The 15,796-nt window shown below is 47.7% G+C and carries 6 protein-coding genes, 3 tRNA genes and 6 rRNA genes; 9 read left to right on the top strand and 6 right to left on the bottom strand.

What is annotated here, in order from left to right; translation table 11 throughout:
- Positions 1-34: 34 nt before the first annotated feature.
- From K0I63_RS17820 to rrf (K0I63_RS17780), 9 genes are all read left to right on the top strand, one after another.
- A tRNA-Ile gene (locus K0I63_RS17820) sits at positions 35-111 on the top strand.
- Between the two features lie 52 nt (positions 112-163).
- A tRNA-Ala gene (locus K0I63_RS17815) sits at positions 164-239 on the top strand.
- A gap of 245 nt (positions 240-484) precedes the next feature.
- Positions 485-3,377 (top strand): 23S ribosomal RNA (locus K0I63_RS17810).
- A 133-nt stretch (positions 3,378-3,510) separates the two neighbouring features.
- Positions 3,511-3,626, top strand: a 5S ribosomal RNA gene (rrf, locus tag K0I63_RS17805).
- Positions 3,627-3,709: 83 nt separating this feature from the next.
- Positions 3,710-3,785: transfer RNA gene (locus K0I63_RS17800), tRNA-Thr, on the top strand.
- 9 nt (positions 3,786-3,794) lie between these two features.
- Positions 3,795-3,910 (top strand): 5S ribosomal RNA (rrf, locus tag K0I63_RS17795).
- A 1,591-nt stretch (positions 3,911-5,501) separates the two neighbouring features.
- Positions 5,502-7,046 (top strand): 16S ribosomal RNA (locus K0I63_RS17790).
- 251 nt (positions 7,047-7,297) lie between these two features.
- Positions 7,298-10,190, top strand: a 23S ribosomal RNA gene (locus K0I63_RS17785).
- A gap of 122 nt (positions 10,191-10,312) precedes the next feature.
- Positions 10,313-10,428, top strand: a 5S ribosomal RNA gene (gene rrf / locus K0I63_RS17780).
- The 16S, 23S and 5S rRNA genes sit together here with 3 tRNA genes alongside, the layout of an rRNA operon.
- A gap of 1,055 nt (positions 10,429-11,483) precedes the next feature.
- Here the strand turns inward: rrf (K0I63_RS17780) and mutT are convergent.
- Genes mutT through K0I63_RS17750 form a run of 6 tightly spaced genes read right to left on the bottom strand, consistent with a single transcriptional unit; the run spans position 11,484 to position 15,720 of the window.
- A complete protein-coding gene (mutT, locus tag K0I63_RS17775; RefSeq protein WP_220081896.1) occupies positions 11,484-11,873 on the bottom strand; it encodes an 8-oxo-dGTP diphosphatase MutT in 390 nt (129 codons plus the stop codon).
- Entirely contained in the window at positions 11,874-12,086 is a 213-nt protein-coding gene (yacG, locus tag K0I63_RS17770) for a DNA gyrase inhibitor YacG (protein ID WP_041407493.1), read from the bottom strand. It lies immediately after the preceding gene.
- Between the two features lie 48 nt (positions 12,087-12,134).
- Positions 12,135-12,869 carry a cell division protein ZapD gene (gene zapD / locus K0I63_RS17765; protein ID WP_220081895.1) on the bottom strand — a complete coding sequence of 245 codons (735 nt, stop codon included), beginning with the start codon at positions 12,867-12,869 and terminating at the stop codon, positions 12,135-12,137.
- 8 nt (positions 12,870-12,877) lie between these two features.
- Positions 12,878-13,483, bottom strand: coding sequence for a dephospho-CoA kinase (gene coaE / locus K0I63_RS17760; RefSeq protein WP_220081894.1), 606 nt, complete (start codon positions 13,481-13,483; stop codon positions 12,878-12,880).
- A gap of 20 nt (positions 13,484-13,503) precedes the next feature.
- Entirely contained in the window at positions 13,504-14,415 is a 912-nt protein-coding gene (locus tag K0I63_RS17755) for a prepilin peptidase (RefSeq protein WP_220081893.1), read from the bottom strand.
- Between the two features lie 39 nt (positions 14,416-14,454).
- Complete coding sequence (locus tag K0I63_RS17750; protein WP_220081892.1) at positions 14,455-15,720, bottom strand: type II secretion system F family protein; 1,266 nt, start codon at positions 15,718-15,720, stop codon at positions 14,455-14,457.
- Between the last annotated feature and the right edge of the window lie 76 nt (positions 15,721-15,796).

Raw genomic sequence — 15,796 nt, 5'->3', positions numbered from 1 at the left:
ACAGATTACTTGATAGAAGATAGAGAATGACGTTGGGTCTGTAGCTCAGCTGGTTAGAGCGCACCCCTGATAAGGGTGAGGTCGGTGGTTCAAGTCCACTCTGACCCACCAATCTTTTCAACTGGAAAGATTCGGTAAACGTATTATTCTCGCTGCATGTAATGGGGCTATAGCTCAGCTGGGAGAGCGCCTGCCTTGCACGCAGGAGGTCTGCGGTTCGATCCCGCATAGCTCCACCATTTGCTCTTAAAGAGAGCATGCAGTTATGGTTAGAGATGCCAAAGATAAATGCAGAATTTATCTTTGGCTTTTTTAAGCCCGCTCTTTAAAAATTTGGAAAGCTGATAGTAATAACCGAAAGGTTATTGCGAAAAATAATTGAGTTCTCAAAACACACTTTAATCAAGTGACTTGAGTATTCTTTTGGCGAAAGTAGAAACCGTTAGTTGCGATGCAGCTCAGATGAAACTCATTTGGGTTGTATGGTTAAGTGACTAAGCGTATACGGTGGATGCCTTGGCAGTCAGAGGCGATGAAGGACGTAGTAACTTGCGAAAAGCGTTGGCGAGCTAGTAACAAGCATTTGAGCTAACGATGTCCGAATGGGGAAACCCGGCACCATAAGGTGTCATCACTAAGTGAATACATAGCTTAGTGAGGCGAACGAGGGGAACTGAAACATCTAAGTACCCTTAGGAAAAGAAATCAACCGAGATTCCCCTAGTAGCGGCGAGCGAACGGGGATTAGCCCTTAAGCCTAGAGGGTGTTAGTGGAATGTGTTGGAAAGCACAGCGATACAGGGTGATAGCCCCGTACATGAAAACTAACTTTAGGTGAAAACGAGTAGGACGGGACACGTGATATCTTGTTCGAATATGGGGGGACCATCCTCCAAGGCTAAATACTCCTGACTGACCGATAGTGAACCAGTACCGTGAGGGAAAGGCGAAAAGAACCCCTGTGAGGGGAGTGAAATAGAACCTGAAACCGTATACGTACAAGCAGTGGGAGCGGTTCTTGAGACCGTGACTGCGTACCTTTTGTATAATGGGTCAGCGACTTACATTTTGTAGCGAGGTTAAGCGAATAGCGGAGCCGTAGGGAAACCGAGTGTTAACTGCGCGTTTAGTTGCAAGGTGTAGACCCGAAACCCGGTGATCTAGCCATGGGCAGGTTGAAGGTTGAGTAACATCAACTGGAGGACCGAACACACGTATGTTGAAAAATGCGGTGATGACTTGTGGCTGGGGGTGAAAGGCCAATCAAACCGGGAGATATCTGGTTCTCCTCGAAAGCTATTTAGGTAGCGCCTCGAGCGAATACCATTGGGGGTAGAGCACTGTTAAGGCTAGGGGGTCATCCCGACTTACCAACCCTTTGCAAACTCCGAATACCAATGAGTACTACTCGGGAGACACACGGCGGGTGCTAACGTCCGTCGTGAAAAGGGAAACAACCCAGACCATCAGCTAAGGTCCCAAAGTTATTGCTAAGTGGGAAACGATGTGGGAAGGCTTAGACAGCTAGGATGTTGGCTTAGAAGCAGCCATCATTTAAAGAAAGCGTAATAGCTCACTAGTCGAGTCGGCCTGCGCGGAAGATATAACGGGGCTAAGCAATACACCGAAGCTATGGGTACTAGCGCTTGCGCTGGTGCGGTAGAGGAGCGTTCTGTAAGCCGTTGAAGGTGAAGGGGTAACCCACGCTGGAGGTATCAGAAGTGCGAATGCTGACATGAGTAACGATAAAGGGGGTGAAAAACCTCCTCGCCGAAAGACCAAGGGTTCCTGTCCAACGTTAATCGGGGCAGGGTGAGTCGACCCCTAAGGCGAGGCCGAAAGGCGTAGTCGATGGGAAACGGGTTAATATTCCCGTACTTCTGCTAACTGCGATGGAGAGACGGAGAAGGCTAGGCTAGCGCGGCGTTGGTTGTCCGCGTTTAAGGCTGTAGGTAGGGTACTTAGGCAAATCCGGGTACCTAATACTGAGAGTTGATGACGAGTCACTACGGTGATGAAGTAGTTGATGCCATGCTTCCAGGAAAATCTTCTAAGCTTCAGGTTAGTAGGAATCGTACCCCAAACCGACACAGGTGGTCGGGTAGAGAATACCAAGGCGCTTGAGAGAACTCGGCTGAAGGAACTAGGCAAAATGGTACCGTAACTTCGGGAGAAGGTACGCTCCTGTTGGTGATGAGACTTGCTCTCTAAGCTGACGGGAGTCGCAGATACCAGGTGGCTGCAACTGTTTATCAAAAACACAGCACTGTGCAAAATCGCAAGATGACGTATACGGTGTGACGCCTGCCCGGTGCCGGAAGGTTAATTGATTGGGTTATCTTCGGAGAAGCTCATGATCGAAGCCCCGGTAAACGGCGGCCGTAACTATAACGGTCCTAAGGTAGCGAAATTCCTTGTCGGGTAAGTTCCGACCTGCACGAATGGCGTAATGATGGCCACGCTGTCTCCAGCCGAGACTCAGTGAAGTTGAAATTGCGGTGAAGATGCCGTATACCCGCGGCTAGACGGAAAGACCCCGTGAACCTTTACTATAGCTTGGCACTGAACATTGACCCTACATGTGTAGGATAGGTGGGAGACTTTGAAGCGGGAACGCCAGTTCTCGTGGAGTCATCCTTGAAATACCACCCTTGTAGTGTTGATGTTCTAACTCTGGCCCCTGAATCGGGGTTGAGGACAGTGCCTGGTGGGTAGTTTGACTGGGGCGGTCTCCTCCCAAAGAGTAACGGAGGAGCACGAAGGTTGGCTAAGTACGGTCGGACATCGTACGGTTAGTGCAATGGCATAAGCCAGCTTAACTGCGAGACATACACGTCGAGCAGGTGCGAAAGCAGGTCATAGTGATCCGGTGGTTCTGAATGGAAGGGCCATCGCTCAACGGATAAAAGGTACTCCGGGGATAACAGGCTGATACCGCCCAAGAGTTCATATCGACGGCGGTGTTTGGCACCTCGATGTCGGCTCATCACATCCTGGGGCTGAAGTCGGTCCCAAGGGTATGGCTGTTCGCCATTTAAAGTGGTACGCGAGCTGGGTTCAGAACGTCGTGAGACAGTTCGGTCCCTATCTGCCGTGGGCGTTGGATGATTGAAGGGAGCTGCTCCTAGTACGAGAGGACCGGAGTGGACGAACCGCTGGTGTTCGGGTTGTCATGCCAATGGCATTGCCCGGTAGCTACGTTCGGAATCGATAACCGCTGAAAGCATCTAAGCGGGAAGCGAGCCCTAAGATGAGTCATCCCTAGACCTTTAAGGTCTCTAAAGAGCCGTCCGAGACTAGGACGTTGATAGGCAGGGTGTGTAAGCGTTGTGAGGCGTTGAGCTAACCTGTACTAATGACTCGTGAGGCTTAACCATACAACCCAAAAGGGTTTTTACTGCAAAGTAAGTAATGGTTTTACGTAATCAAAAGAATACAAAGTACTTGATTGAAGTGCGAACTCAAATTGACTCTTAGATAAGAGTACAGCTTTCCGAATTTCCAAATTTGTCTGGAAACCATAGCATTGTGGTCCCACCTGATCCCATCCCGAACTCAGAAGTGAAACGCAATCGCGCCGATGGTAGTGTGGGGTCTCCCCATGTGAGAGTAGGTCATTTCCAGACACTAATTTCGCTTAACCTTTAAGGTATAAGCAAAATAACCAAGCGCATTTAGAGTAAGACGCATAGTTATTTAACAGTTTTGTGCTGATATGGCTCAGTCGGTAGAGCGCATCCTTGGTAAGGATGAGGTCCCCAGTTCGATTCTGGGTATCAGCACCACTAAATTTGTCTGGAAACCATAGCATTGTGGTCCCACCTGATCCCATCCCGAACTCAGAAGTGAAACGCAATCGCGCCGATGGTAGTGTGGGGTCTCCCCATGTGAGAGTAGGTCATTTCCAGACGCCTAATATAGCAAAAAGCCCTAGTCTAAAACGCTAGGGCTTTTTGTTTTCTACACTCTGAGAAAAAACTTACCCCGATGTCGCCCCGCCGCAGGGCGTGGTGATAAACCGTATCCTGAGCTTATGACATTCGCTACATCCATGTGCCTTGTCATCGGCCGCGAAGCATAGTTTATCCGCGTTCAAGTCAGGCTAAGTACTGCTTATTCAAAGAGTCTTACTTTCACACCCATGTATTCGCTTCACGAACCGAGCAGGTTATTTTCAGGCGCCTAATAACTAGGCATCTTCACTCGATCATGGGGAAGGTAAAGTGTCTTTAAGCAGTGAGAACAATTCCTTGCAAAGGTTGATAATGCATTCTGCAAATTCGACACTTCAGTCATTCAGGGCTCTCTTGCTTCTCAGCTTGCAGCCTAGCCTTCAGGTGCCTTCATGATCTAGTGAACCATCAATATGTGCTAGATAACCGGATCTCTTACGCCTCATGCGATAGTTCGGTAAATGGATACTACTAAATCGACATGCCTAGAATTTATAAGGGCAGGGGCATAGGAGAGGAGTACTAGAGTCAATCAAATGCAATTTAGTGCAGACGATGGAGGATTTGGACAGCTTAGCTCGAAGCTGTCCATTATAGGCGCTAAAGATCCAAAAAGTTCTTCATCTCCTTAGTTAAGTTGACCGTAATAACGTAATGTTTCATTGAGCTAAGTTGTTCCTACTGTTCTAGAGTTAATTTACATTCCTTACTACTTTTGGGCGTTCATTGTAAGTAGTAGGTCAATCGCTTAGTGGATACCTCATTCTTCATTCAATAGCATGCCTGGTATCAGAACTTCCTCTAAGACAGTGTGGAGATTGCCTATCTCTATCTCTTAGTTGCCTTATTTTTTACAAGAGAAGTGATGGGTAGGTGTTTATTCTGGCCGTAAAGGCAATCGCTACTTCCTTGTTTTTAGATAAAGCGCATGGGGGTGTCAGCGCTCAACTCTCTTTCGTTAGCCAGTTTGCTGTGTTTGAAGGTAAGCGGTGACCAGCCTGTGCCAGTGCTTCAATTGTCGCTTTTGTGGATAACTTTGTGCGTAATTGGTGTAAAGGGTGTGCTTATATCAGGTATAAAAAATAAGTTCATTTTTATTGAAAAAAGCCCTTGCGCAAAAGATTTGGCTCCCTATAATGCGCTCCCACTGACACGGCAAACGGCGCTACTTACCAAGTGAGTAGGTAACGAATGTCGAGTCAAGGCGATAAGCGGTTCGAGTTTTTAAGCCGGTAGTTACAACGCGAAAGCACAGTAATTAACCACTTAATAATCTTTTGAAAAAAGCGCTTGACGCCGACAGGGAGAAGCGTAGAATACGCAGCCCTAGCCCGCTGGAGTCCAGTATGAGGCAAACGTTCTTTAACAAGATAAAACAAGAAATCTGTGTGGGCACTCACAGGTATTGAGTTAATCGAAAACGATTTAAATCTCAATGCAACGATGAGTGTTCATAGCAATATGTACAAACATCCTTAGATTCTTCCGAGTCTAAGTGATGAATCAGAATTCATTGAGTCGTTTGGCGCAAGCCAAACACAAAACTTTTAATTGAAGAGTTTGATCATGGCTCAGATTGAACGCTGGCGGCAGGCCTAACACATGCAAGTCGAGCGGTAACAGGAAGAAAGCTTGCTTTCTTTGCTGACGAGCGGCGGACGGGTGAGTAATGCCTAGGGAACTGCCCAGTCGAGGGGGATAACAGTTGGAAACGACTGCTAATACCGCATACGCCCTACGGGGGAAAAGAGGGGATCTTCGGACCTTCTGCGATTGGATGTACCTAGGTGGGATTAGCTAGTAGGTGAGGTAATGGCTCACCTAGGCGACGATCCCTAGCTGTTCTGAGAGGATGATCAGCCACACTGGGACTGAGACACGGCCCAGACTCCTACGGGAGGCAGCAGTGGGGAATATTGCACAATGGGCGCAAGCCTGATGCAGCCATGCCGCGTGTGTGAAGAAGGCCTTCGGGTTGTAAAGCACTTTCAGCGAGGAGGAAAGGTTAACGGTTAATACCCGTTAGCTGTGACGTTACTCGCAGAAGAAGCACCGGCTAACTTCGTGCCAGCAGCCGCGGTAATACGAGGGGTGCAAGCGTTAATCGGAATTACTGGGCGTAAAGCGTACGCAGGCGGTTGATTAAGCGAGATGTGAAAGCCCCGGGCTTAACCTGGGAACTGCATTTCGAACTGGTCAACTAGAGTCTTGTAGAGGGGGGTAGAATTTCAGGTGTAGCGGTGAAATGCGTAGAGATCTGAAGGAATACCGGTGGCGAAGGCGGCCCCCTGGACAAAGACTGACGCTCAGGTACGAAAGCGTGGGGAGCAAACAGGATTAGATACCCTGGTAGTCCACGCCGTAAACGATGTCTACTCGGAATTTGGTGTCTTGAACACTGGGTTCTCAAGCTAACGCATTAAGTAGACCGCCTGGGGAGTACGGCCGCAAGGTTAAAACTCAAATGAATTGACGGGGGCCCGCACAAGCGGTGGAGCATGTGGTTTAATTCGATGCAACGCGAAGAACCTTACCTACTCTTGACATCCAGAGAACTTTTCAGAGATGAATTGGTGCCTTCGGGAACTCTGAGACAGGTGCTGCATGGCTGTCGTCAGCTCGTGTTGTGAAATGTTGGGTTAAGTCCCGCAACGAGCGCAACCCTTATCCTTACTTGCCAGCGGGTAATGCCGGGAACTTTAGGGAGACTGCCGGTGATAAACCGGAGGAAGGTGGGGACGACGTCAAGTCATCATGGCCCTTACGAGTAGGGCTACACACGTGCTACAATGGTCGGTACAGAGGGTTGCGAAGCCGCGAGGTGGAGCTAATCTCACAAAGCCGGTCGTAGTCCGGATTGGAGTCTGCAACTCGACTCCATGAAGTCGGAATCGCTAGTAATCGTGGATCAGAATGCCACGGTGAATACGTTCCCGGGCCTTGTACACACCGCCCGTCACACCATGGGAGTGGGCTGCACCAGAAGTAGATAGCTTAACCTTCGGGAGGGCGTTTACCACGGTGTGGTTCATGACTGGGGTGAAGTCGTAACAAGGTAGCCCTAGGGGAACCTGGGGCTGGATCACCTCCTTACCTATACGATTGACTGATATTTGTTGAGTGTTCACACAGATAACTTGTTCTTGTTAGAGCGAGTGGCACGTCCGAGCGGCGATGCTTGTTCTTTAAAAATTTGGAAAGCTGATAGTAATAACCGAAAGGTTATTGCGAAAAATAATTGAGTTCTCAAAACACACTTTAATCAAGTGACTTGAGTATTCTTTTGGCGAAAGTAGAAACCGTTAGTTGCGATGCAGCTCAGATGAAACTCATTTGGGTTGTATGGTTAAGTGACTAAGCGTATACGGTGGATGCCTTGGCAGTCAGAGGCGATGAAGGACGTAGTAACTTGCGAAAAGCGTTGGCGAGCTAGTAACAAGCATTTGAGCTAACGATGTCCGAATGGGGAAACCCGGCACCATAAGGTGTCATCACTAAGTGAATACATAGCTTAGTGAGGCGAACGAGGGGAACTGAAACATCTAAGTACCCTTAGGAAAAGAAATCAACCGAGATTCCCCTAGTAGCGGCGAGCGAACGGGGATTAGCCCTTAAGCCTAGAGGGTGTTAGTGGAATGTGTTGGAAAGCACAGCGATACAGGGTGATAGCCCCGTACATGAAAACTAACTTTAGGTGAAAACGAGTAGGACGGGACACGTGATATCTTGTTCGAATATGGGGGGACCATCCTCCAAGGCTAAATACTCCTGACTGACCGATAGTGAACCAGTACCGTGAGGGAAAGGCGAAAAGAACCCCTGTGAGGGGAGTGAAATAGAACCTGAAACCGTATACGTACAAGCAGTGGGAGCGGTTCTTGAGACCGTGACTGCGTACCTTTTGTATAATGGGTCAGCGACTTACATTTTGTAGCGAGGTTAAGCGAATAGCGGAGCCGTAGGGAAACCGAGTGTTAACTGCGCGTTTAGTTGCAAGGTGTAGACCCGAAACCCGGTGATCTAGCCATGGGCAGGTTGAAGGTTGAGTAACATCAACTGGAGGACCGAACACACGTATGTTGAAAAATGCGGTGATGACTTGTGGCTGGGGGTGAAAGGCCAATCAAACCGGGAGATATCTGGTTCTCCTCGAAAGCTATTTAGGTAGCGCCTCGAGCGAATACCATTGGGGGTAGAGCACTGTTAAGGCTAGGGGGTCATCCCGACTTACCAACCCTTTGCAAACTCCGAATACCAATGAGTACTACTCGGGAGACACACGGCGGGTGCTAACGTCCGTCGTGAAAAGGGAAACAACCCAGACCATCAGCTAAGGTCCCAAAGTTATTGCTAAGTGGGAAACGATGTGGGAAGGCTTAGACAGCTAGGATGTTGGCTTAGAAGCAGCCATCATTTAAAGAAAGCGTAATAGCTCACTAGTCGAGTCGGCCTGCGCGGAAGATATAACGGGGCTAAGCAATACACCGAAGCTATGGGTACTAGCGCTTGCGCTGGTGCGGTAGAGGAGCGTTCTGTAAGCCGTTGAAGGTGAAGGGGTAACCCACGCTGGAGGTATCAGAAGTGCGAATGCTGACATGAGTAACGATAAAGGGGGTGAAAAACCTCCTCGCCGAAAGACCAAGGGTTCCTGTCCAACGTTAATCGGGGCAGGGTGAGTCGACCCCTAAGGCGAGGCCGAAAGGCGTAGTCGATGGGAAACGGGTTAATATTCCCGTACTTCTGCTAACTGCGATGGAGAGACGGAGAAGGCTAGGCTAGCGCGGCGTTGGTTGTCCGCGTTTAAGGCTGTAGGTAGGGTACTTAGGCAAATCCGGGTACCTAATACTGAGAGTTGATGACGAGTCACTACGGTGATGAAGTAGTTGATGCCATGCTTCCAGGAAAATCTTCTAAGCTTCAGGTTAGTAGGAATCGTACCCCAAACCGACACAGGTGGTCGGGTAGAGAATACCAAGGCGCTTGAGAGAACTCGGCTGAAGGAACTAGGCAAAATGGTACCGTAACTTCGGGAGAAGGTACGCTCCTGTTGGTGATGAGACTTGCTCTCTAAGCTGACGGGAGTCGCAGATACCAGGTGGCTGCAACTGTTTATCAAAAACACAGCACTGTGCAAAATCGCAAGATGACGTATACGGTGTGACGCCTGCCCGGTGCCGGAAGGTTAATTGATTGGGTTATCTTCGGAGAAGCTCATGATCGAAGCCCCGGTAAACGGCGGCCGTAACTATAACGGTCCTAAGGTAGCGAAATTCCTTGTCGGGTAAGTTCCGACCTGCACGAATGGCGTAATGATGGCCACGCTGTCTCCAGCCGAGACTCAGTGAAGTTGAAATTGCGGTGAAGATGCCGTATACCCGCGGCTAGACGGAAAGACCCCGTGAACCTTTACTATAGCTTGGCACTGAACATTGACCCTACATGTGTAGGATAGGTGGGAGACTTTGAAGCGGGAACGCCAGTTCTCGTGGAGTCATCCTTGAAATACCACCCTTGTAGTGTTGATGTTCTAACTCTGGCCCCTGAATCGGGGTTGAGGACAGTGCCTGGTGGGTAGTTTGACTGGGGCGGTCTCCTCCCAAAGAGTAACGGAGGAGCACGAAGGTTGGCTAAGTACGGTCGGACATCGTACGGTTAGTGCAATGGCATAAGCCAGCTTAACTGCGAGACATACACGTCGAGCAGGTGCGAAAGCAGGTCATAGTGATCCGGTGGTTCTGAATGGAAGGGCCATCGCTCAACGGATAAAAGGTACTCCGGGGATAACAGGCTGATACCGCCCAAGAGTTCATATCGACGGCGGTGTTTGGCACCTCGATGTCGGCTCATCACATCCTGGGGCTGAAGTCGGTCCCAAGGGTATGGCTGTTCGCCATTTAAAGTGGTACGCGAGCTGGGTTCAGAACGTCGTGAGACAGTTCGGTCCCTATCTGCCGTGGGCGTTGGATGATTGAAGGGAGCTGCTCCTAGTACGAGAGGACCGGAGTGGACGAACCGCTGGTGTTCGGGTTGTCATGCCAATGGCATTGCCCGGTAGCTACGTTCGGAATCGATAACCGCTGAAAGCATCTAAGCGGGAAGCGAGCCCTAAGATGAGTCATCCCTAGACCTTTAAGGTCTCTAAAGAGCCGTCCGAGACTAGGACGTTGATAGGCAGGGTGTGTAAGCGTTGTGAGGCGTTGAGCTAACCTGTACTAATGACTCGTGAGGCTTAACCATACAACCCAAAAGGGTTTCGTACGATGGTTTTACGTAATCAAAAGAATACTAAGTACTTGATTGAAGTGCGAACTCAGATTGACTCTTAGATAAGAGTGCAGCTTTCCGAATTTCCAATTTTGTCTGGAAACCATAGCATTGTGGTCCCACCTGATCCCATCCCGAACTCAGAAGTGAAACGCAATCGCGCCGATGGTAGTGTGGGGTCTCCCCATGTGAGAGTAGGTCATTTCCAGGCGCCTAATAAACGAGAAATCCCCAGCACACTGTGCTGGGGATTTTTTCGTTTAACAGCTTTTGAAATATCTACTCGAACATGGGGAATATAAAGAGCCCGAACGTAGTGAGGTGCATTTCCATGTGAAGTAGGGTGAAGCTCTTGCGTTTATCAAACAAAGTTTGATGCAAGGGCTGAACGCGGAGAGCTCTGCTCGAAGCTGGCCATGACAGGCGCCTTTTCTCTGTATTCATTAGCCCCCCAGCTTGCAGCCTAGCTGCTTCGTGCCACAAGCTGCGCTTGATAAACGGATGCCTTACACCCCATGTGAGATTGACGGAGTTAGTATCTGATGTCTGGCTAGAAGCTGGCCATGACAGGCGCCAATTCTCGATGTCGGTCGATAAATGCTCCTTCTATATCGACACTTCCGCCATCCATGACGGTCGCCCATCGCTGAGCATGGCCATAAACTGCATCCTGCATTTATGGCATTCGGCACATCGATGTGCCTTGTCCCCGGCTCGCAGCCTAGCTGCTTCGCGCTCCAGTCATCCATCAAGTTTTGCTTGATAAGCGGATGTCTTACGCCCGCATGTGAGTGACCTTAATTTTATTTATTTACTCTTAATTCAATGCGGTTGGGCTTCTAGCGTGAAGCCTATAGCTATTGCTTGATACGTGGCTGCTGTTGTTCACAAGTAAGAGATGACAGAATGATTAACTTGATGAAGTCGATAGTATTTTGCATTCGTGAGAATTACTCACGCGAAAAAAGGCTCCAAGCTCTTAGTGAAAGCATAGCAGTATAGGTATTAGAGGCTATGTGGGACTTTAAAATGTCAGCCTTACGTTTAACCCATTATTATCAAGCCTGAGTACTTAGGGGGCTTTTACTTTTTGGGTGAGCGGTGAACTGGTTTAATCAAAAATAGGTGTACAAGTCGTTTATCTCATATCGATCGTAATTATTCGAGAAGCTCCTTCTTCGGGGAGTGATGTGTTGATAGCGATTGTGATTTGTTAGGAAGAGAGGGTAAAAGCCCGAGCTGATTTTCGGGCTTTCGGATTCGTTGCTATAAAGAGAGGAGTTTTTCTATGATGGGCGTATTGGCTTCTGGAAAGTCAAAGTCTTTGAGCTCGTCGAGTCTAGCCCATTTAACTTCTTGGCCTTCAAGTCCCTGAGCTTCACCAGAAAAGGATTTTACTGTATGGATATCAAGATATACCTGTTTATCCGGATAATCGTGGGAAATTGCCATTAAGGGGCTTGTGGAGGTAACTTTTATTGCAACTTCCTCCCTTAACTCTCTCATCAGCGCTTCGGAGGTTGTCTCACCAGATTCGACCTTGCCACCAGGAAATTCCCACTTTCCACCTTGGTGTAGATGAGCTGGACGTTTGGCAAGTAAGATCTGCTCTTGTTCATCGAATACTATACCTACCGCGACATGCACACGTTTCATTTAGTGATCCTTAAAAAAGTCTGCTTCTTCATAGCCTAGTGAATCTAGGGCTTCGGGATCAAACTCGGGCTTTACTGGGATGGCGTGCTTTTCTGATGCCCAGTCGCCAAGGTCGATCAGCTTACATCTTTCACTGCAGAAGGGTTTAAATTGAGATTCTTTTGACCAAAGCACCTCTTTCTGGCAAGTAGGGCACTTAACTGTGGTTGGCATAATCATTCCCATTGGCCGGTTTGTAACAGTCGGCTATGGTAAACCACTTTAGGTGCAGGTTGCCAACATAAAGTCTATCGATCTGTCTGAGTGTTTTTGTTGGTCAAATAAGACGAAATGTATGGCGTAGCGGTTACGGTTGCCACTGATGGTGGGATAGCATCCCTGAGCGGGATCTATCTTCACCCGGATAAGTGAGAGGGCTTGAGTGCTCGACCCTTGATAAAAGCCAGCGGTGGCCGTTGCAGGGTTATAAACGGTTGTTTTACGGGTGAGCTCAAGCAGTAATTTGATTGGAGTGAGCAGGCATTCGAAATGTTCAGTCCAGTTCTTGTACTCTTGCTGGCGTACTTCCCAGGGTTTGGCTAACCAGTAATGTAGCTGGGGGAGATCGAAGTTACAGCAGGCTCCTGGCATGCCAAATCGCTGGCGTAAGGCTGAGAGAAATCTGTCTTGCTTTAGCTTTTGACCGGGTCGTTCGCAGCGGATGAGCTTAATTCTCGCCTCTTGCATCTGATCGATATAGCCTTCTACCTGCTGATCATCGATGTGGGGGAGGTGCTGCCATTTTTTGAGGTTTATTAGCTGCTTGTCGATGTCTTTTATAATTTCACTGCGATAGTCACAACGTTCGGTGAGTTCACAAAGAGAAAATAACGGGTAAAAACAGCGGTGTTGATGGTCTTGATCTAAATTACTTTGCACCTGATTAGCGAGGTACTCTAGCCTAAGATAGCTTCGAGTCTTCTCGTTCAATGGTTGTTCATAGATCAATTCATTCATGACAATTATTAAGTCTGAGCGGCTAATTTTATGTATTTATTATGTAATGCAGTGACTTTTTCTTTTAATGCCGAGATATCACCTTGATTATCGATAACATCATCGGCTTTAGATAGTTTTTCGTCTCTGCTTGCCTGGCTAGCTATTATATTTTTTACTTGCTGCTCATCGACAGCATCCCTTTCAGTGGTTCGCTTTATTTGTAACTCTGGCGAAATATCAACCACTAAAGTGCAATTGACTAACCTATCTAAACCGTTCTCAAATAGCAAGGGGACAACTAAAATTGCGTAGGCCGAGGTCGCATTTTGCAATTGTGTTAACATTTCCGTCCGAATTAACGGGTGCAGGAGGTTATTCAACCACTCTCTTGCTGATGGGTCGTTAAAGATTTTCTCTCTTAAAGCAGCGCGATTGAGCTCACCACTTTCAAGTAGGACGCTTGGACCAAAATGGTGAGCAATTTCGGTTAGCCCTTTCGTCCCCTTGGCGACAACCTCTCTACTGACAATATCTGCGTCAACAAGATCAATACCCAATTCGCCAAACAAGTTGGCGACAGTTGTCTTGCCGCTTCCTATACCGCCGGTGAGGCCTACAACAAATTTCGACATGATGTTTTCTTAGCTAAAGGCTATAAGGTAGATAGGTACCAATTTACTATCTTCTCACCCCAAATCATGGCAATCCAGCCTGCTAAGGCGATATAAGGGCCAAATGGTATGGGATTGCCAGAATTGATCTTCTTATTGACGATGAGTAGCAAGCCAACTAGTGCGCCAACAATGGAGGATAACAGGATGATGAGTGGCAATAATTGCCAGCCAAACCAGGCGCCGAATACGGCTAATAGCTTAAAGTCGCCATAACCCATACCTTCCTTGCCGGTTAGTATTTTGAATCCCCAGAACACGCTCCAAAGGCTCATATAACCCGCAGAAGCACCAATGACCGCATCTGTAATCGAGACAAAGGTGCCATTTAGACTTATAAGTAGGCCAATCCATAAGAGTGGCAAAGTGATCTGATCCGGCAGCAGCATTTCATCGAGATCTATCCCTGTTAAGGCTACCAGGCCAAAGGTCAGAATGGTGGCAAAGACAAATTGCCACGTTGGGCCAAAATGGTAGGCCAGATAGGCAACCGCCAGCCCTGTAATAATCTCAATAATAGGGTATCTGGCAGATATGTTAGTTTTGCAGTTAGCGCATTTACCACCGAGCATTAACCAACCAAAAATGGGCAAGTTGTGCCAAGGCTTTATGCTTGTTTTACATTTTGGGCAGGCAGAGCCAGGTACCACAAGATTGTATTTTTCTGGATAGTCATCGATCGGCTGAGCTAATTTATCTTTAATCTCCGCAACGGTTTCGTTGTGGTATTCATCGAGATATTGGTTACATTCTAGCTGCCACTCTCTTTTCATCATCACTGGAAGGCGATGAATCACTACGTTTAAAAAACTGCCAATTGTAGATGCGAAGACAAAGGAAATTGCGGCAAACAGCAAAGGGTACTGAGCCATTAATTGGATAAATTCAGTCATTGAAAAAGCTTATTCTTATAATTTAAAAAAATCTTAGGGTTAGCCGACCACGTTACCCATTTGGAAGATTGGTAGATACATACCAACGATGAGACCACCGACGAGTGTACCAATCACCACCATCATGATAGGTTCGATAAGACTAGAGAGCCCATCGACGGCATCATCGACCTGCATCTCATAGATGTTGGCAACTTTATTAAGCATCTCATCTAAACCACCTGATTCTTCGCCTATCATTACCATCTGAATCAGCATATCGGGGAATAACCCTGTGGTGCGCATAGCAACATTCATCTGCATGCCTGACATGACCTCGCTTCTCACTTTAGTTAGTGCTGTCCGATAGACATAGTTACCTGAGGCTCCTGCTGCAGACTCTAGTCCGTCAATTAGTGGCACCCCGGCAGCAAAAGTTGTTGCTAACGTTCTAGCGAAGCGTGCCATTGCTGCTTTGTGAAGAATGTCACCAATGACTGGTACTTTTAAGATTAGCTCGTCAACTCTGTTTCGAAAATTCTCTGATTTTAAATGGGCTCTTTTAAATCCCCAAACGAAAAAGATCAACCCTATTATAAAAAAATACCAAGAGGATTGAAGCCAGCGTGAGATACCAATAATGAATTGCGTAAAGCCCGGTAACTCTGCACCAAAGCCTGCGAATATTTCTTCGAACTGAGGAACTACAAAAAGAAGTAATAAAGTTGTAACGGCTATGGCGACGACTATTACAGCAGCGGGATAGAACATAGCTTTCTTGATTTTTGATTTTAAAGCTTCAGCCTTTTCTCTATAGGTCGCAATTCTGTCGAAAACAGCATCCAGCGAACCTGAGTGCTCGCCAGCGGCAACTAAATCGACATAGAGATCATCGAAATGCTGTCTGTGGGGTTTTAGTGAGTCAGATAAGGGAATGCCTGCCTGTACATCACTAACAATTGTACTTAATAGCTCTCTCATTTTAGGTTTTTCGTGGCCCCGACCTAAAATTTCTAGCGTAGTAACAATAGGCACACCTGCTGCCAGCATGGTCGCTATCTGACGGGTGATCATGGCGATATCCATCGCCTTGATCTTAGGGTCGCTTTTAAAAAGTGGATCTGCTTTTTTCTTGACGACCTTAGGGTTTACTCCTTGGGATTTTAGTTGCGCCTTAATCTCCGCAGAAGAAGTACCTCTTAATTCGCCTGAAGTTTTCTTGCCATCGCGGTTGATGCCTTTCCACTCGAAGGTGACCACTTTGGGTTGTGCCTTGGCTGCTTTTTGTTTTTTGTTTGCCGTCTTTGCTAGAGATGCGGTTGCCATGGAAAATCCTTTCTTGGAAAAGTATTAAGTCATCAGCTGTAAGTTAAAAGGGTGCAAGCTTTTGCCTGCAATTTAC

This window comes from Shewanella rhizosphaerae, assembly GCF_019457655.1.
Lineage (GTDB): Bacteria > Pseudomonadota > Gammaproteobacteria > Enterobacterales > Shewanellaceae > Shewanella > Shewanella loihica.
Note: the sequence above shows the minus strand (reverse complement) of the source record. Positions and strands in the feature narration are given on the sequence as shown.